Here is a 15,365-nt window from a genome sequence, read left to right as displayed (position 1 = left end):
AATACGCGCACTCCCAATTTTGATGGAATTCACTTTTAAAAAATTCGATTATATAGAATATAATTCTAATCTTGATCCATCAAGCGCATATGCCCAGCTATGCTTTTGCGCTGTTTCCTCTTAAACTTTGCGCAATATGAAGGGAGATTACGCTATGAACAAACCCCTTGGCTCGAAGAGCGACGAAACTGCGGGACGTGGTCGTATTTACGGCTCCATTCTGGAAACAATCGGCAATACGCCGCTTGTGCGCATTGATAAATTTGCCAAGGAAAACGGCGTTGTCGCGAACCTTCTGGTAAAGCTGGAATTCTTCAATCCGCTGGCAAGCGTCAAGGACCGTATCGGTCTCGCCTTGATTGAGGCGCTTGAAGAACAGGGCAAGGCCGTGCCCGGCAAGACGGTTTTTGTGGAGCCGACTTCGGGTAATACCGGCATTGCGCTGGCCTTTGCCGCTGCCGCAAAAGGCTATCGCCTCGTGCTCACCATGCCGGAAACCATGTCGGTGGAACGCCGCAAGCTTCTCAAGCTGCTTGGCGCCGAGCTGGTGCTGACCGAAGGCGCCAAGGGCATGAAGGGCGCCATTGCCAAGGCTGAGGAAATCGCCGAAGGCAACCCGAACGCCATCATTCCGCAGCAGTTTGAAAATCCCGCCAATCCGGAAATCCATCGCCGCACGACGGCGGAAGAAATCTGGAACGACACCAATGGCGAAGCCGATATTCTGATCTCCGGCATCGGCACCGGCGGCACGATTACCGGCGTCGGTCAGGTGATCAAGGCGCGCAAGCCTTCCTTCAAGGTGATTGCCGTCGAACCGAAGGATTCACCCGTCTTGTCCGGCGGGACGCCCGGCCCGCACAAGATTCAGGGTATTGGCGCAGGCTTTGCACCAAAGACGCTCGACACCGGCATTTACGATGAAGTGGTGCAGGTTTCCAACGAGGATTCCTTTGCTAATGCGCGCCTGATTGCCCGCATCGAAGGCATCCCGGTCGGTATTTCGTCGGGCGCAGCGCTGACTGCTGCCGTTGAAGTGGGCAAGCGCCCGGAGAATGCTGGCAAGAACATTGTCATCATCATTCCATCCTTTGCAGAACGCTATCTCTCGACGGCGCTGTTTGAAGGGCTGGAATAATCGGCTTTATCGAAGCCTAATTTCAGAAAAGCAAAAAAGCCAGAGCGGGCGACCGTTCTGGCTTTATTTCATTCTGGGGTGCCTTGGGAGAGGCTTAGGGCACAGTCCGATCTGATATAATCAGATCGAAATGCACTTTAGTGGCGCGTGCGTGCTTCGCAAGCCGGGCCAGGTCCGCGCATATAATGACGCTCAGGCCGATAGCTCGGTGCGACGAACTCGCGGATGACATTAACGCTGTCACGCAACTGAACAAGAATGCTCATCGCTTTCACCTTCATCTCAATCATGTTCGAAATGATGTTCCGCGCTCAATGTGAGCTTGTGAAGTAATCTTCACTTCCGAACATCTTAATGAAAACTTTAACGATCAAAGATGAATAAGTGCTAAATCCGCATCGTTAACGGTAAGTTAATAGTAACGATATTCCGGTTTTCCACAACTGCCTGAAACTTGTCACAGTTGAAAGTTCTCACAAAAAAAGCCGGTCAAAACCGGCTTTTTAGATCGATTGGCAATAGCACTATCAGCGCGTCGGCACCGGGTGCTCGCCGCGATAATCGTAAAAGCCGCGGCCCGTCTTGCGTCCAAGCCAGCCTGCCTCGACATATTTGACCAGCAGCGGGCATGGGCGATATTTGGAATCCGCAAGCCCGTCATGCAGCACCTGCATGATCGAAAGGCAGGTGTCGAGACCGATGAAGTCTGCCAGCTGCAACGGGCCCATCGGATGGTTCGCACCGAGCTTCATGGCCGTATCGATAGCCTCGACGCTGCCCACGCCTTCGTAAAGCGTATAGATCGCCTCGTTGATCATCGGCAGCAGGATGCGGTTGACGATGAATGCCGGGAAATCTTCGGCGACCGTCACGGTCTTGCCCAGCGCCTGCACGAAATCCTTCGATTTGCGGAACGTGTCTTCATCGGTGGCGATACCGCGCACCAGTTCCACCAGTTTCATCACCGGCACCGGATTCATGAAGTGAATACCGATGAAACGTTCCGGGCGGTCCGTCGTCGAAGCAAGCCGTGTGATCGAAATTGACGAGGTGTTGGTCGCCAGAATGGCTTGCGGGTTCAGGATCGGGCAGAGCTGCGCGAAAATCTTGCGCTTGACGGTTTCGTCTTCCGTCGCCGCTTCAATGGCCAGATCGACACCAGCAAGGTCTTCCATGGAATTCGCCGCGCGGATCAGCTTCATGGCGGCGGCGCGCTCTTCTTCCTGCAATTTGCCCGAAGAAACCTGACGCGCCATATTGCCATTGATGGTGGCAATGCCCTTTTCCAGCCGGTCCGGCGCAGCATCATGCAAAAGCACACTAAACCCTGCCAGAGCGCAGACATGAGCGATGCCGCCACCCATCTGCCCCGCGCCAACTATACCAACCGTCTTGATCGCCACCGTGTAACTCCTTCATCCTCCCCAAAAGGGGCCTGTCGAGCATATCTTTTCTACAGCAAGCGGAAAACCGCGCTTCGAATTGCAAAAGGCTCATCCAGCAAATGATAGGCTGAACGCCTAAAATGCAATCCAAAATTCTCGCTCATTACAAAGAACCCGCCCCAAACGCGAGACTAAGTCTCCGACTGGGACGGGTCGCAAAATAACGAAGCGGCGAGATCAGCCCGCCGCTTCGCAAAAATCAGAGAGCCTTCTGCAGCTCCGGCAGCACGGTGAAGAGATCACCGACGAGGCCATAATCAGCAACCTGGAAGATCGGCGCTTCTTCATCCTTGTTGATGGCGACGATGACGCGGCTGTCCTTCATGCCAGCCAGATGCTGGATCGCGCCGGAGATGCCGACAGCGATGTAAAGGTCCGGTGCAACCACCTTGCCCGTCTGGCCAACCTGCCAGTCGTTTGGCGCATAGCCCGCATCGACTGCCGCACGGCTGGCGCCAACCGCCGCACCGAGCTTGTCGGCAACCGGCAGGATCACTTCCTGGAACTTTTCAGCCGAACCAAGTGCGCGACCGCCCGAGATGATGATCTTCGCCGAGGTCAGTTCCGGACGATCCGAAGCCGACAGCGCATTGCCAACAAAGCTCGACAGGGCCGGATCGGCAGGCACCGTTGCGTTCTCGACGGCAGCCGAACCGCCCTCGCCCGTTGCGGAGAAGGAGGCCGTGCGAACGGTGATCACCTTCTTGGCGTCAGTAGACTGCACTGTCTGGATCGCATTGCCCGCATAGATCGGACGCTTGAACGTATCCGCTGACACCACTTCCATGATTTCGGACAACTGCATCACATCGAGAAACGCTGCAACGCGCGGCAGGATATTCTTGGCCGAGGTCGTCGCCGGTGCGATGATCGTGTCGTAATGGGCGGCAAGTTCCACGATGAGTGCTGCCGTTGGCTCAGCCAGACGGTTTTCCAGCGCATCGCTTTCAGCCAGCAGAACCTTGCGCACGCCTTTGAGCTTGGCGGCTGCATCGGCTGCAGATTTTGCACCCTTGCCTGCAACCAGAATATCGACATCGCCGCCGATCTGGGCAGCTGCCGTCAGCGCCTTTGCCGTCTGGTCCGAAAGGGTTGCATTGTCGTGTTCGGCAATAAGAAGAATAGCCATTTTTCTCGTCCCTTCCGATTTATTACAGCACGCCATCGGCTTTGAGTTTTTCAACCAGTTCAGAGACCGAACCGACCTTGACGCCAGCCTTGCGACCACCCGGCTCTTCGGTCTTCAGCACCTTGAGGCGCGGTGCAATATCGGCGCCGAAATCGGCAGGCGACTTCTCGTCCAGCGGCTTCTTCTTCGCCTTCATGATATTGGGCAACGACGCATAACGCGGCTGGTTCAAACGAAGATCAACCGTGACAATCGCCGGAAGCTTCACATCGATGGTCTGCAGACCGCCATCCACTTCGCGCGTGACCTTGGCCGAACCGTCAGCCAGTTCCACCTTGGAGGCAAAGGTTGCCTGGCTCCAGTTGAGGAGCGCCGACAGCATCTGGCCGGTCTGGTTGGCATCGTCGTCGATCGCCTGCTTGCCGAGGAAGACGAGGTCCGGCTGTTCAGCCTCGACAACGCCCTTCAACACCTTGGCAACGCCGAGTGGCTCGACCGTCTCGTCGGTCTTGACCAGAATGGCGCGGTCCGCACCCATGGCGAGCGCCGTGCGCAGCGTTTCCTGCGCCTGTGCCGGGCCAACCGAAACAGCCACAATCTCCGTTACCTTGCCAGCTTCCTTCAGACGGATCGCCTCTTCAACCGCAATCTCGTCAAAAGGGTTCATCGACATCTTGACGTTGGCAAGCTCAACGCCCGAACCGTCTCCCTTCACACGGATCTTTACGTTGTAATCGACAACCCGTTTTACTGCGACAAGGACTTTCATCCGCGATCACCTCTTCCATGAATCTTGCGGCAGACTATGCCGCCATGAACCACCGCCTGCATGCCAGATTCCGACGGGAATGCGACGTGAAAGCGGCTCCGTAGGAAGCACGGTGACAAACCGTCCCGTCACGGCACTTCCTATTAGAAACCGGCGGGAAACCTAAAGACGCTTGACGTGCACGTCAATCAGCCTCGGCGATCTATATCGATTAATATCCATTTATTCTGGCAGAACTTCATTCTCAGATTGCGACATCCCCTGAGAGGCCTTCTGCTCCCTCATCCGTGGCGTTTACAAAGGCGGCATCCTGCTTTACGACACGCCCGCACTAACCGGTCGCAGCCTACCCGGTCAAAACAAGGAACCCTGACTATGAAAACGCTTGTCGTCTGCTCCGGCGGACTCGACTCCGTTTCGCTTGCGCATAGAATCGCGGCGGAACATGACCTCACTGCCCTTCTCTCTTTCAATTATGGCCAACGTCATAAAAAGGAACTCGATCCGGCCAAAGCCTGCGCCGAACGGCTGAGCGTTCCGCACCAGATCATTGATATCCGCACCATCGGCGCCAGCCTGACCGGCTCGGCGCTGACGGACAATGTCGATGTGCCAGACGGCCACTATGCCGAGGAGACGATGAAGATCACCGTCGTCCCCAATCGCAACGCCATCATGCTGGCGATTGCCTTTGGCGTGGCGGCTGCGCAAAAGGCCGAAGCGGTGGCGCTTGCCGTCCATGGCGGCGATCATTTCATCTATCCCGACTGCCGCCCCAACTTCATCAATGCGTTCCAGACCATGCAAAACCATGCGCTGGAAGGCTATGCCGATATCAAATTACTCGCGCCTTATGTGAACGCATCCAAGGCCGATATCGTCACCGATGGGGCGAGGCACGACACGCCTTTCGAGGCGACATGGTCCTGCTACAAAGGCGGCGAGAACCATTGCGGCCGCTGCGGCACCTGCGTGGAGCGCCGCGAAGCCTTTCACCTTGCGGGCGTCAAAGACCCGACCGTCTATGAAGATGCCGATTTCTGGCGTGAAGCCGTTGCGCGGAGGAACACCTGATGTTTCGCATCACCAAGGAGTTTCACTTCTCCGCCTCGCATCAATTGACCGGACTTCCTGCCGATCACCAATGCGCACGCCTGCACGGCCACAACTACATTGTAGAGGTCGAGCTTTCCGCTCCTGATCTCGACGGCCATGGCTTCGTGCGCGATTATCATGAACTGGCGCCGTTTAAGCGTTATATCGATGACGCTTTCGATCATCGGCATCTCAATGACGTGCTGGGCCATGGCCAGACAACAGCCGAAACACTGGCAAAGCACTTTTTCGACTGGTGCCATGCGCGCTGGCCGGAAATATCCGCCGTGCGGGTGAGCGAAACGCCAAAAACCTGGGCGGAATATCGCCCAAGTGCAAAGCCATGAAACCGGTCTCCGAAATCCGCATCAGCGAAATTTTCGGCCCGACCATTCAAGGCGAAGGCGTCCTGATCGGCGAGCCGACTGTCTTCGTGCGAACGGGCGGCTGCGACTACCGCTGCGCATGGTGCGACAGCCTGCACGCGGTCGAAAGCCGCTTTCGCCATGAGTGGAAGTCAATGGGCGTCGAGGCCATCTGGCATGAAGTGACGGCACTTTCGGAAAATCGACCCTTAACAGTGTCACTTTCGGGCGGCAATCCGGCCATACAGCCGCTTGGCCCGCTCATCGCCCATGGCAAGAAGGAGGCCTATCGCTTTGCACTGGAAACGCAGGGGTCCGTCGCAAAAGACTGGTTTTCCGCGCTGGACACGCTGGTATTGAGCCCGAAACCGCCTTCCAGCGCGATGGCATTCGATCCCGACGCACTGGCAGCCTGTGTCGAAGCGGCGGGGCCAAAGCCCCGAACGGTGCTGAAATTCGTGATCTTCGACGATGCCGATTATGCTTTCGCAAAACACGTCTCGGCGCTTTATCCGCATCTGCCGGTCTATCTCCAGCCCGGCAATCACACGCCGCCACCGCCAGAAACGGACGATGCATTGATCGACATCGACGGCATTATGCGCCGCATGGAATGGCTGGTGGATAAGGTGATTGCCGACCGCTGGTTCGAGGCGCATGTGCTGCCCCAACTGCATGTGCTGATCTGGGGCAACAAGCGAGGCGTCTGAGCACATCCCGAAAAGTGTGAAGCGGTTTTCGGAAAAGATGTGCGAAAATAAAAACTTAGCGATTTGCGCCCGGCACCCAGAGCACGTCTTTCGCGCCGTTATCGTTGACGGCGCGGGAGGCGACGAAGAGAAAATCCGAGAGGCGGTTGATATATTGCAGCGCCTCCGGCGACACCACCTCGCCCTCGATTTTCGCCAGCGCCACCATCAGTCGCTCGGCGCGGCGCGAAACGGTGCGCGCAAGATGCAGTGCAGCCGACGCCGCCGAACCACCCGGCAAAATGAACGAGCGCAATGGCTGAAGATGGGCGTTGAGATTATCGATATCGGCTTCGACGCGGGCGACCTGCGACGCAACGATACGCAGCGGTTCATAGGCCAGCGGCTTGCCGTCATCGGGCGTCGAAAGATCGGCGCCGAGATCGAAAAGATCGTTCTGGATACGCGACAGCATCGCGTCGATTTCTGCATATTCGCCGGTATGAATTCGCGCCATGCCTATACAGGCATTGGCTTCGTCCACCGTGCCATAGGCTTCCACCCGCAGATCGGATTTGAGCCGTCGCGGACCGCTGGCAAGACCGGTGGTGCCGTCATCGCCGGTGCGCGTATAAATCTTGTTGAGCTTGACCATGCCTTACTGTCCGCCCGTGTACCGTGCGAAATAGATTGCGCCCACGATCAGAACGATTGCGATGAATTGCAGGAAGACGCGCAATTGCATCATCTTGTTGGAAAAATTGGCGTCGCCACCACGCATCATATTGCGCAGGCCGATGATCAACACAATCGCAACGGCGAGCATGGCCACCATGGCTGCGCCTTTGAACACAACGTCCATCTTGTTCCCTTCCCATCATCCGCAGTCTATTGAATTTTCAGACGCAAAACCGCTTCGCACTTTTGCTGAAAATACTTCAAGACTGATCGGACAGCATCCGGTAAAGCCAGCGCGACGGCATCAGGCGGCGCGCCAGAATTCCCAGTTTCGCCGGTCTCGTCACCGCATAATGCGGATTCGGACGCGGCGCCTCCAATGCGTGAAGCAGTACATCATAGACGGCTTCCGGTCCAAGCTTGTTCTTCGATTTGGTGCCGCCGCTCGTCAGCTTGGCCATCTGGCGCTGATAAAGCTCACGATGCACGGAGGCTTCCATATCGATATTGGCTTGCGCATGCCGGGCGGCATTATAGGTGAATTGCGACGCAATCGGCCCCGGCTCGATCAGCGAAACCTCCACCCCGGAACCTTCAAGCTCCATGCGCTGTGCCAGCATCAATCCTTCAATGGCGAATTTGGACGCGACATAGGCCCCACGCCATTTCATGGGCACTAACCCCAGGATCGATGAGCAATGGACGATGCGCCCATGCCCCCGCGCGCGCATGACCGGCACCACCCGCCGCGTCAGATCATGCCAGCCGAAGAAATTGGCTTCGAACTGTGCGCGAAGTGCTTCCACCGGCAAATCCTCGACCGCGCCCGGCTGGGCATAGGCACCGTTGTTGAACAGTGCATCCAGCCTGCCATCGGTCTTGCGCAACACTTCGTCGGCAAGGGCGGCAATGGAATCCGGCTCCGCATAATCGAGATAATAGGCAGTCATCCCCTTGGCTTGCAGGGCGGCAATGTCCTGCTCCTTGCGAGCGGTGGCAAAAACCTGCCATCCACGACGGTGCAGAGCTTCCGCGCAATAAGCGCCGATGCCGGAAGAACAGCCGGTTATGATGATGCTGCGATTTGCGCGTTCCTCAACCATTTCGTCCCATCCTGCCGCCGCGTTTCCTCTACAGTGCTTGATTCGCATGGCCTTTAAAACGGCGCCACCCTTGCAATCTGTCAGGTGATGCTAGATTTAAGGCATTGAAACTCAATGCTGGCGGCGAAAAGGGTAAAATCTGCGGATGCGAAAAATCAGACGTTTTCTCCGTCAGATTACCTATGATGTGCTGGGCCATTTCAGTTCGGACGACGGCTGGGCTTTTGCAAGTCACATCGCCCTATCGGGCCTGATGGCACTGTTTCCCTTCCTGATCTTCGCAACCTCGCTGGCGAGTTTTCTCGGCACCAAGGAATTTGCTGAAACGGCTGTCCACGTCATTTTCGACATGTGGCCATCGAATATCGCGGCCCCCATCGCCAATGAAGTGACCAACGTTCTGACCGTGCAGCGCAGCGGGCTTCTGACTCTCAGCGTGATCGCCGCTGCCTATTTTGCCTCCAATGGCGTAGAGGCGCTGCGCATTGCGCTCAACCGTGCTTACCGCGTCACCGACCAGCGCTCGATTATTTTCTGCCGCCTGCAAAGCCTCGGCTTCGTTCTGGTTGGCACGCTCAGCCTGATGGCGATCAGCTTCCTCTTGGTTCTGGCCCCGCTCGCCGTGCGCATTGCCGAGCAATGGTTCCCAGACATCGCGCCTTTCACCGGCACCATCGCCTTCTGGCGCTATAGCGTCGCCGTGGCCGTTCTGGTGCTGGCGCTGTTCATGGTGCATATCTGGCTGCCAGCCGGACGCCGCAGTCTCGGCGATATCCTGCCCGGCATTCTCATCACACTTGTCGCCTGGCTGGCGGCCGCGACCGCCTTTGCAAAATATCTCGAAACTTTTGCCACTTATGTCACCACCTATGCGGGCCTTGCCTCGATCATGGTGGCAATCGTTTTTCTCTACATGCTGTCGGCTATTTTCATCATCGGCGCTGAAATCAACGCCGCGATCATGAATTTCCGCAAACGCGAGCAGCAACCAGATCTGGTCTTGGAATAATCAGCGCTTCATGGTCGTCAGGGCAACACCCAAAGTCGTGACAACCATGCCGGCAATCTGGATTGGACCGAGCGTTTCACCAAAAATCAGATAGGCCATGATCGCCGCCGTGCCCGGTACGAGATAGAACAACGAGGCGACTTTCGACATCGCGCCTTCGCGGATCATCACCAGAAGCGCCAGAATGGCGCCGATGGAAATCGCCAGCGTCAGCCAGACCAGCGCAAAAATGAGCTGTGGCGACCAGATGATCACGCGGGTTTCAAAGCTGAAAGCACAGAGCGCCGTCAGGACGGCAGCAGCGATATACTGAACTGCCGTACCGGTTTTCAGATCACTGGTCGTGCCGAAACGCTTCTGCCAGACCGTGCCGGTGCTGATGGCAAGCACAGCGAAAAAAGCCGCCGCAAGGCTCTTGGGATCGACGCCGCTGCCTGCCGAAAACTTCGGCCAGACGACCATCGCCACACCGAGAAAGCCGATCAGCAGGCCTGTCCACTGGCGTCCGCTCGCCCTTTCGCGCAGAAGCATTGCCGCAATCAGCGTGGTGAGCATGGGTTGCAGCCCCGCGACCAGACCCGACATGCCAGCAGGCAGGCCGTGATGAACCGCCCAGAAAAGTGCTGAAAGATAGGCACCATGGATCAAACAACCGGCGATAGCCGCGTGAACCAGTGTGGCGCCCTTCGGCCACACCGCCCGGCTCGCCAGCGCCCACAGCGTCATGATGACCGCCGCAATGGAAAACCGCACCGCCATGAAGGTGAACGGTTCCGCATAGGGCATGGACAATCCGGCCCCGATGAAGCCGGTGGCCCAGAGCAGAACAAACATAATGGGGAAGAAGCGCGCGGCCATGGCAAACTCTCTTATTTGCGCTCGCCTTATACCGCTTCGTCAGAAACACCTATCGCATAAATCTGATTGCAGCGTTCAATTTGCCAAAAGGCAGGCGTCGTTTTATTGAGAACGGATGACCATTGAAACCAATACGATCCGCATCCTCGTTGACGCCGATGCCTGTCCGGTGAAGGCTGAAATCTACCGTGTCGCCGAGCGGCATGGCCTGCCTGTGGTGCTGGTCGCCAACAGTTTCGTGGCGATCCCGCGTGATGCCGAACGGGTGGAGCGGGTTGTCGTCTCGGACAAGCTCGACGCCGCCGACGACTGGATCGCCGAAAATGCTAAGCCGGGTGCTATCGTCATCACCGCCGATATTCCGCTGGCCAGCCGTTCGCTCGAAAAAGGCGCATCGGTCATCGCGCCCAATGGACGCGTTCATACGCAAAGCACCATCGGCAACACGCTCGCGACACGCAATCTGATGGATTCGCTACGCTCTGCCGGAGAAATCACCGGCGGTCCCGCGCCATTTGCGCCGAAGGACCGGTCGGCGTTTCTGTCGGCGCTCGATCTCGCCATTGTGCGGTTAAAGCGCGCCGGTTTTACATCAGCTTGACCTGATCGTTGCAGTCGCAACACCAGCGCCGATCAGCAAGGTGCCGCCTGCGCGATTGAAAATCCGCAGGGCCCGCTCGCTGGCAAAGAAGCGCCGCGCCCGTGCCGCCGTCAGCGCATAGGCGAAGGCATTGAGGAAGGCGAGCACCAAAAATGTGCTTTCAAAGACCAGCATCTGGGTCAGAAAATCCCGATGCGGGCTGAGGAACTGCGGCAGAAACGCCACGAAGAAAGTGATGCTTTTCGGGTTGAGCGCCGTCACCAGCCAGGCATGAACCAGCATCCTAACCGGATGCACCTTGTCATGCCGGGCCTTGGCATTCATCGTGCCTCCGGCCCGGAACAGCTTGATGCCGAGCCAGACGAGATAGGCAGCGCCGATCCATTTAACCACTGTGAACACAGTTGCGGAAGCCGCGAGCAGTGCCCCGACGCCCAGCATGGACAGCGTCATGGCCGTGAAGTCGCCCAGCGCCACGCCCACCGCCATCGGAAAAGCCGTCTTCCATCCCTGCCCCAGCGCATAAGACACGACGAGCAGAACCGTTGGCCCCGGAATGATCAGAAGCACGATGGATGCGGCGGTGAATGCAAGCCAGACGTCGAGACTCATGCGATGTCTCCTTCGGAAAAGGAGGAAGCCACCAATTCGCCCCGTTGTCGAGCGTTAAAGTTTCTGCGCGGCTTCGATCAGTTTCATGGCGTCCGGCCCTTCCCATGGGGCGGGCCCGTTCATGGATGCGATCTGGCAGCCGTCCTTATCGACCAGAAGCGTCACCGGCAGGCCGAAAGCAAGGTTCTTGCGCTTCAGCTCATTGAAGCTTGCCATAGTCGCATCGCGGTGCAGCGTGAGGTTCTTAATGCCGATCTCGCTTAGAAAACCCTTGGGCTTGTCGTCGGAACCCGTGTCGATATTGATCGCCACGACATCGAAATCCTTGCCGCCCTTTTCGGCCTGCAATTTGTCGAGGGCTGGCATTTCCTCGCGGCATGGCGCACACCATGTCGCCCAGAGATTAACGAGAAGCGTCTTGCCCTTGTAATCGCCAAGCGTCATCTGCTTGCCGTCGGGGCCCGTGAAGGCAAGATGCGCCACGGAAATCGGCTTTTCCGCTGGGCGCATGGCGGCCACGCCGCCGGTTGCAGCCGCGTCGAGCGCCTTCAGCGAATCCGCTTTTAAGGCGCATTGGGCGGACGCTTCGTCATTTTCGGACGAAACATTAGCGGCTACCACATTGCCAGAGGGGCGCTCCATCACGTATACCGCCCCGATACCGGCAATGACACCGGCAAGGGCTGCAAGAAGGACGATCTTGCGATTTCCCGATTTCGCCTTTTCGTTGTCTTCTGCCATGTCGCGTCACTTCTTTCTAATATCCGGCCAAATCGTCACTCGGGGCATATGAGCATGAGCGAACAAAAATCAAGCAATCAGATGTGGGGCGGCCGTTTTGCCTCAGGACCCGATGCGATCATGGAAGAGATCAATGCATCCATCGGCTTCGACCGCAAGCTCTATGCGCAAGATATTCAAGGCTCGCTCGCGCATGCAGCCATGCTCGCAAAGACGGGCATCATTACGGCAGACGATCACAAACAGATCGAGCAGGGCCTGAAAACCATCCTCAAGGAGATCGAGGACGGCAAGTTCACCTTCTCGCGCAAGCTCGAAGACATTCACATGAATATCGAGGCGCGGCTGGCCGATCTGATCGGCCCCTCGGCAGGTCGCCTCCACACCGCCCGCTCGCGCAACGATCAGGTGGCCGTCGATTTCCGCCTCTGGGTCAAGCAGGAACTGGAAAAGACCGCCGTCGCCCTGAAAAACCTGATCGAAGCTTTTCTGGAACGCGCCGAAGAACACGCGGCGACCGTGATGCCGGGCTTCACCCATCTCCAGACCGCGCAGCCCGTCACTTTCGGCCATCATTGCATGGCCTATGTGGAAATGTTCGGACGCGATCTGTCCCGCGTGCGCGACGCTATCGAGCGCATGGATGAATCGCCGCTGGGTGCCGCAGCCCTCGCTGGCACCGGCTTCCCGATCGACCGTCATATGACGGCCACGACGCTCGGCTTCCGCGAACCGACCCGCAACTCGCTCGACAGCGTTTCCGACCGCGACTATGCGCTGGAATTCCTGTCGCTTGCAGCCATCTGCGCCGGTCATATGTCGCGGCTTGCCGAAGAAATCGTCATCTGGTCCACGCCGCAGTTCAACTTCGTGCGCCTGTCCGATGCCTTCTCCACCGGCTCGTCGATCATGCCGCAAAAGAAGAACCCGGATGCCGCCGAACTGGTTCGCGCCAAGACTGGCCGTATCAACGGTTCGCTGGTCGCCCTTTTGACCATCATGAAGGGTCTGCCGCTCGCCTATTCCAAGGACATGCAGGAAGACAAGGAACAGGTTTTTGACGCTGCCGAAAATCTGGAACTCGCCATTGCCGCCATGGCGGGCATGGTGCGCGACCTGACGATCAATGTCGCTTCCATGAAGAAAGCCGCCGGTTCGGGCTATTCCACGGCAACCGACCTCGCCGACTGGCTGGTGCGGGAACTGGGACTGCCCTTCCGCGAAGCGCACCACATCACCGGTCGCGCGGTTGCTCTGGCGGAAAGCCGCAAGGTTGACCTCGCCAAGCTCTCGCTGGAAGAGCTGCAATCGATCCATCCCGGCATCACCGATGCGATCTTCGGCTATCTCACGGTCGAGAAATCGGTCAAGAGCCGCCAGTCCTTTGGCGGCACGGCCCCGCAGGAAGTGCGCCGCCAGATCCGGTACTGGAAAAAGCGCATCGTGAAGGCCTGATCGCCGTTCAAGATAAAGTCATGTGAAATCATCCGGCCAACGGGTGATTTCACTCTTGAGAATTTTGCGTTACAGCTAGCCCAACCAAGATTTTGATTCAGGAACCAAAGCTGATGACAGGCCGCTCCGCCATTTCGACCGTGCTTATGATCGCCGCACTCGCAGCCACGCTTGCCGCCTGTGGACGTAAAGGCCCGCTGGAACCGCCGCCGTCATCGCTGATCACCGATGATCAGGGCCACACCAAGCCGAAACCCAAGGAAGACAAGCCTTTCATTCTTGATAAGCTGCTCTAGTTCCCAAGGACTATCTTCCGTGAATCATTTTGAATATCGCGACGGTGTGCTGCACGCCGAAAATGTCAGCCTGCCTGAAATCGCCAAGGCGGTCGGTACGCCTTTCTACGTCTATTCCCGCGCCACGATCGAGCGCCATTTCCGCGTGTTCAGCGAAGCTTTCGCCGATATGGAACCGCTGATCGCCTATGCGCTGAAGGCCAATTCCAATCTGGCCGTGTTGAAGACGCTCGCAAAGCTCGGCGCCGGTGCCGATACGGTGTCGGAAGGCGAAATTCGCCGTGCGCTCGCCGCAGGCATCCCTGCCAGCAAAATCGTCTTTTCCGGCGTCGGCAAGACCCCGCGCGAAATGGATTTCGCGCTTGAGGTCGGTATCTATTGCTTCAATGTCGAATCCGAACCGGAGCTGGAAATTCTCTCGGCCCGTGCTGTCAAGGCGGGCAAGGTTGCCTCGGTATCGCTGCGTATCAACCCGGATGTCGACGCCAAGACCCACGCCAAGATCTCGACCGGCAAGTCTGAAAACAAGTTCGGCATTCCGCGCATCAAGGCGCGCGAGGCCTATGCCCGTGCGGCCAGCCTGCCGGGCATCGACGTGGTTGGCATCGATATGCATATCGGCAGCCAGATCATCGATCTTGAACCCTTCGACAATGCTTTTGCGCTGATGGCGCAGCTGGTGAAGGAATTGCAGGCCGATGGCCACAACATCCGCCATGTCGATGTCGGCGGCGGTCTCGGCATTCCCTATCGCACCGACAACAACCCGCCGCCGCTGCCGGTGGCCTATGCGGAGATTGTCGCCAAGCACATCAAGCCGCTCGGCCTCAAGACGGTTTTCGAGCCGGGCCGCCTGATCGTCGGCAATGCCGGTCTGCTGGTGACGGAAGTGATTTTCGTCAAGGAAGGCGATGCGAAGAACTTCATCATCGTCGATGCCGCGATGAACGATCTCATCCGCCCGACGCTTTATGAAGCATTTCACGATATCCGCCCGGTCAAGCTGGCAAAGGACGACGCGCCGCGCATCCGCGCCGATTTCGTCGGACCTGTCTGCGAGACGGGCGATTATCTCGGCCTCGACCGCGAGACGACCAAGCCAGCGCCCGGCGACCTGATTGCGGTGAGCACCGCTGGCGCTTACGGTGCGGTCCTGTCGAGCACCTATAATAGCCGCCTTCTGGTGCCGGAAGTTCTGGTCGATGGCGACCGCTACCATGTCGTGCGCCCGCGCCACACTTACGAAGAGCTGCTTGCGCTCGATTCCATACCGGACTGGCTGTAAGCCATCGGGCCCAATTAATCAGGGCCCATATTAATCATGGCAAAGCCTCGCCTTTGCCATGATGCATGTTATCCTGTCATTTGATTGCACGCTGGCA

At 57.7% G+C, this 15,365-nt stretch carries 19 protein-coding genes; 9 read left to right on the top strand and 10 right to left on the bottom strand.

The features are described from left to right. Positions 1 to 154 precede the first annotated feature (154 nt). A complete protein-coding gene (cysK, locus tag QLQ11_RS09715; protein ID WP_109369890.1) occupies positions 155 to 1,138 on the top strand; it encodes a cysteine synthase A in 984 nt (327 codons plus the stop codon). Positions 1,139 to 1,275: 137 nt separating this feature from the next. On the opposite strand, the gene QLQ11_RS09710 is transcribed toward cysK, so the two are convergent. The 4 genes from QLQ11_RS09710 to QLQ11_RS09695 all read right to left on the bottom strand — a co-directional run bounded on the left by QLQ11_RS09710 (position 1,276) and on the right by QLQ11_RS09695 (position 4,481). Continuing rightward, positions 1,276 to 1,404, bottom strand: a complete 129-nt coding sequence (locus tag QLQ11_RS09710) for a hypothetical protein (protein ID WP_268898867.1) — start codon at positions 1,402 to 1,404, stop codon at positions 1,276 to 1,278. Positions 1,405 to 1,665: 261 nt separating this feature from the next. Next, positions 1,666 to 2,541: a 3-hydroxybutyryl-CoA dehydrogenase gene (locus QLQ11_RS09705; protein WP_078341045.1), complete on the bottom strand. Its 876-nt coding sequence runs from the start codon at positions 2,539 to 2,541 to the stop codon at positions 1,666 to 1,668. Positions 2,542 to 2,782: 241 nt separating this feature from the next. Continuing rightward, positions 2,783 to 3,712, bottom strand: coding sequence for an electron transfer flavoprotein subunit alpha/FixB family protein (locus QLQ11_RS09700; RefSeq protein WP_109369891.1), 930 nt, complete (start codon positions 3,710 to 3,712; stop codon positions 2,783 to 2,785). Positions 3,713 to 3,734: 22 nt separating this feature from the next. Continuing rightward, on the bottom strand, positions 3,735 to 4,481 hold the full coding sequence (locus QLQ11_RS09695; RefSeq protein ID WP_121537525.1) for an electron transfer flavoprotein subunit beta/FixA family protein: 747 nt from the start codon (positions 4,479 to 4,481) through the stop codon (positions 3,735 to 3,737). 375 nt (positions 4,482 to 4,856) lie between these two features. Between QLQ11_RS09695 and queC the strand changes: the two genes are divergently transcribed. From queC to queE, 3 genes are read left to right on the top strand one after another with little or no spacing between them, the layout of a single operon-like run. Beyond that, positions 4,857 to 5,555 carry a 7-cyano-7-deazaguanine synthase QueC gene (gene queC, locus QLQ11_RS09690; RefSeq protein ID WP_371835866.1) on the top strand — a complete coding sequence of 233 codons (699 nt, stop codon included), beginning with the start codon at positions 4,857 to 4,859 and terminating at the stop codon, positions 5,553 to 5,555. Further along, positions 5,555 to 5,923 carry a 6-carboxytetrahydropterin synthase QueD gene (queD, locus tag QLQ11_RS09685; RefSeq protein WP_109369894.1) on the top strand — a complete coding sequence of 123 codons (369 nt, stop codon included), beginning with the start codon at positions 5,555 to 5,557 and terminating at the stop codon, positions 5,921 to 5,923. Before queC ends, queD begins: the two co-directional genes overlap by 1 nt. Continuing rightward, positions 5,920 to 6,651 (top strand): 7-carboxy-7-deazaguanine synthase QueE, encoded by a 732-nt coding sequence (gene queE, locus QLQ11_RS09680; RefSeq protein ID WP_124915116.1) that lies wholly within the window; start codon positions 5,920 to 5,922, stop codon positions 6,649 to 6,651. Before queD ends, queE begins: the two co-directional genes overlap by 4 nt. Before the next feature lie 55 nt (positions 6,652 to 6,706). Here queE and QLQ11_RS09675 read toward each other — a convergent pair whose 3' ends face one another. The 3 genes from QLQ11_RS09675 to QLQ11_RS09665 all read right to left on the bottom strand — a co-directional run bounded on the left by QLQ11_RS09675 (position 6,707) and on the right by QLQ11_RS09665 (position 8,411). Further along, a complete protein-coding gene (locus tag QLQ11_RS09675; RefSeq protein WP_109369895.1) occupies positions 6,707 to 7,285 on the bottom strand; it encodes a cob(I)yrinic acid a,c-diamide adenosyltransferase in 579 nt (192 codons plus the stop codon). Between the two features lie 3 nt (positions 7,286 to 7,288). Continuing rightward, on the bottom strand, positions 7,289 to 7,492 hold the full coding sequence (locus QLQ11_RS09670; protein WP_109369896.1) for a twin transmembrane helix small protein: 204 nt from the start codon (positions 7,490 to 7,492) through the stop codon (positions 7,289 to 7,291). Positions 7,493 to 7,568: 76 nt separating this feature from the next. Continuing rightward, positions 7,569 to 8,411: an SDR family oxidoreductase gene (locus QLQ11_RS09665; RefSeq protein WP_109369897.1), complete on the bottom strand. Its 843-nt coding sequence runs from the start codon at positions 8,409 to 8,411 to the stop codon at positions 7,569 to 7,571. 145 nt (positions 8,412 to 8,556) lie between these two features. Here QLQ11_RS09665 and QLQ11_RS09660 point away from each other — a divergent pair, with 145 nt between their 5' ends. Continuing rightward, positions 8,557 to 9,420, top strand: a complete 864-nt coding sequence (locus QLQ11_RS09660) for a YihY/virulence factor BrkB family protein (RefSeq protein WP_109369898.1) — start codon at positions 8,557 to 8,559, stop codon at positions 9,418 to 9,420. Here QLQ11_RS09660 and QLQ11_RS09655 read toward each other — a convergent pair whose 3' ends face one another. After that, the gene (locus QLQ11_RS09655) at positions 9,421 to 10,278 is read right to left on the bottom strand and encodes a DMT family transporter (protein WP_109369899.1); all 858 of its coding nucleotides are present in this window, start codon (positions 10,276 to 10,278) and stop codon (positions 9,421 to 9,423) included. It abuts the gene before it with no gap. Positions 10,279 to 10,393: 115 nt separating this feature from the next. On the opposite strand from QLQ11_RS09655, the gene QLQ11_RS09650 reads away from it, so the two are divergent. Beyond that, on the top strand, positions 10,394 to 10,879 hold the full coding sequence (locus tag QLQ11_RS09650) for a YaiI/YqxD family protein (RefSeq protein WP_109369900.1): 486 nt from the start codon (positions 10,394 to 10,396) through the stop codon (positions 10,877 to 10,879). Here QLQ11_RS09650 and QLQ11_RS09645 read toward each other — a convergent pair. Both QLQ11_RS09645 and QLQ11_RS09640 read right to left on the bottom strand, forming a co-directional pair. Beyond that, positions 10,871 to 11,491, bottom strand: a complete 621-nt coding sequence (locus tag QLQ11_RS09645; protein WP_109369901.1) for a LysE family translocator — start codon at positions 11,489 to 11,491, stop codon at positions 10,871 to 10,873. The two genes, QLQ11_RS09650 and QLQ11_RS09645, sit on opposite strands and share 9 nt — an antisense overlap. Before the next feature lie 54 nt (positions 11,492 to 11,545). Next, positions 11,546 to 12,232: a TlpA disulfide reductase family protein gene (locus QLQ11_RS09640; RefSeq protein WP_109369902.1), complete on the bottom strand. Its 687-nt coding sequence runs from the start codon at positions 12,230 to 12,232 to the stop codon at positions 11,546 to 11,548. 54 nt (positions 12,233 to 12,286) lie between these two features. Here QLQ11_RS09640 and argH point away from each other — a divergent pair, with 54 nt between their 5' ends. The 3 genes from argH to lysA all read left to right on the top strand — a co-directional run bounded on the left by argH (position 12,287) and on the right by lysA (position 15,268). Next, the gene (argH, locus tag QLQ11_RS09635) at positions 12,287 to 13,687 is read left to right on the top strand and encodes an argininosuccinate lyase (RefSeq protein WP_109369903.1); all 1,401 of its coding nucleotides are present in this window, start codon (positions 12,287 to 12,289) and stop codon (positions 13,685 to 13,687) included. A gap of 113 nt (positions 13,688 to 13,800) precedes the next feature. Beyond that, positions 13,801 to 13,983, top strand: coding sequence for a lipoprotein (locus QLQ11_RS09630; RefSeq protein ID WP_078337809.1), 183 nt, complete (start codon positions 13,801 to 13,803; stop codon positions 13,981 to 13,983). Between the two features lie 19 nt (positions 13,984 to 14,002). After that, positions 14,003 to 15,268 carry a diaminopimelate decarboxylase gene (gene lysA / locus QLQ11_RS09625; protein ID WP_109369904.1) on the top strand — a complete coding sequence of 422 codons (1,266 nt, stop codon included), beginning with the start codon at positions 14,003 to 14,005 and terminating at the stop codon, positions 15,266 to 15,268. Positions 15,269 to 15,365 lie beyond the last annotated feature (97 nt).

It is taken from the genome of Ochrobactrum sp. SSR (assembly GCF_030067775.1).
GTDB classification, from domain to species: domain Bacteria; phylum Pseudomonadota; class Alphaproteobacteria; order Rhizobiales; family Rhizobiaceae; genus Brucella; species Brucella teleogrylli.
Note: the sequence above shows the minus strand (reverse complement) of the source record. Positions and strands in the feature narration are given on the sequence as shown.

Excerpts from the sequence above, each read along its gene's own strand:
- QLQ11_RS09675 (WP_109369895.1), bottom strand. The coding sequence starts at position 7,285 with ATGGTCAAGCTCAACAAGATTTATACGCGCACCGGCGATGACGGCACC.
- cysK (WP_109369890.1), top strand. The coding sequence starts at position 155 with ATGAACAAACCCCTTGGCTCGAAGAGCGACGAAACTGCGGGACGTGGT.
- QLQ11_RS09645 (WP_109369901.1), bottom strand. The coding sequence starts at position 11,491 with ATGAGTCTCGACGTCTGGCTTGCATTCACCGCCGCATCCATCGTGCTT.
- QLQ11_RS09640 (WP_109369902.1), bottom strand. The coding sequence starts at position 12,232 with ATGGCAGAAGACAACGAAAAGGCGAAATCGGGAAATCGCAAGATCGTC.
- QLQ11_RS09650 (WP_109369900.1), top strand. The coding sequence starts at position 10,394 with ATGACCATTGAAACCAATACGATCCGCATCCTCGTTGACGCCGATGCC.
- QLQ11_RS09660 (WP_109369898.1), top strand. The coding sequence starts at position 8,557 with ATGCGAAAAATCAGACGTTTTCTCCGTCAGATTACCTATGATGTGCTG.
- QLQ11_RS09710 (WP_268898867.1), bottom strand. The coding sequence starts at position 1,404 with ATGAGCATTCTTGTTCAGTTGCGTGACAGCGTTAATGTCATCCGCGAG.
- argH (WP_109369903.1), top strand. The coding sequence starts at position 12,287 with ATGAGCGAACAAAAATCAAGCAATCAGATGTGGGGCGGCCGTTTTGCC.
- QLQ11_RS09655 (WP_109369899.1), bottom strand. The coding sequence starts at position 10,278 with ATGGCCGCGCGCTTCTTCCCCATTATGTTTGTTCTGCTCTGGGCCACC.
- QLQ11_RS09670 (WP_109369896.1), bottom strand. The coding sequence starts at position 7,492 with ATGGACGTTGTGTTCAAAGGCGCAGCCATGGTGGCCATGCTCGCCGTT.
- queD (WP_109369894.1), top strand. The coding sequence starts at position 5,555 with ATGTTTCGCATCACCAAGGAGTTTCACTTCTCCGCCTCGCATCAATTG.
- QLQ11_RS09695 (WP_121537525.1), bottom strand. The coding sequence starts at position 4,481 with ATGAAAGTCCTTGTCGCAGTAAAACGGGTTGTCGATTACAACGTAAAG.
- QLQ11_RS09700 (WP_109369891.1), bottom strand. The coding sequence starts at position 3,712 with ATGGCTATTCTTCTTATTGCCGAACACGACAATGCAACCCTTTCGGAC.
- queE (WP_124915116.1), top strand. The coding sequence starts at position 5,920 with ATGAAACCGGTCTCCGAAATCCGCATCAGCGAAATTTTCGGCCCGACC.
- QLQ11_RS09630 (WP_078337809.1), top strand. The coding sequence starts at position 13,801 with ATGACAGGCCGCTCCGCCATTTCGACCGTGCTTATGATCGCCGCACTC.
- queC (WP_371835866.1), top strand. The coding sequence starts at position 4,857 with ATGAAAACGCTTGTCGTCTGCTCCGGCGGACTCGACTCCGTTTCGCTT.
- QLQ11_RS09665 (WP_109369897.1), bottom strand. The coding sequence starts at position 8,411 with ATGGTTGAGGAACGCGCAAATCGCAGCATCATCATAACCGGCTGTTCT.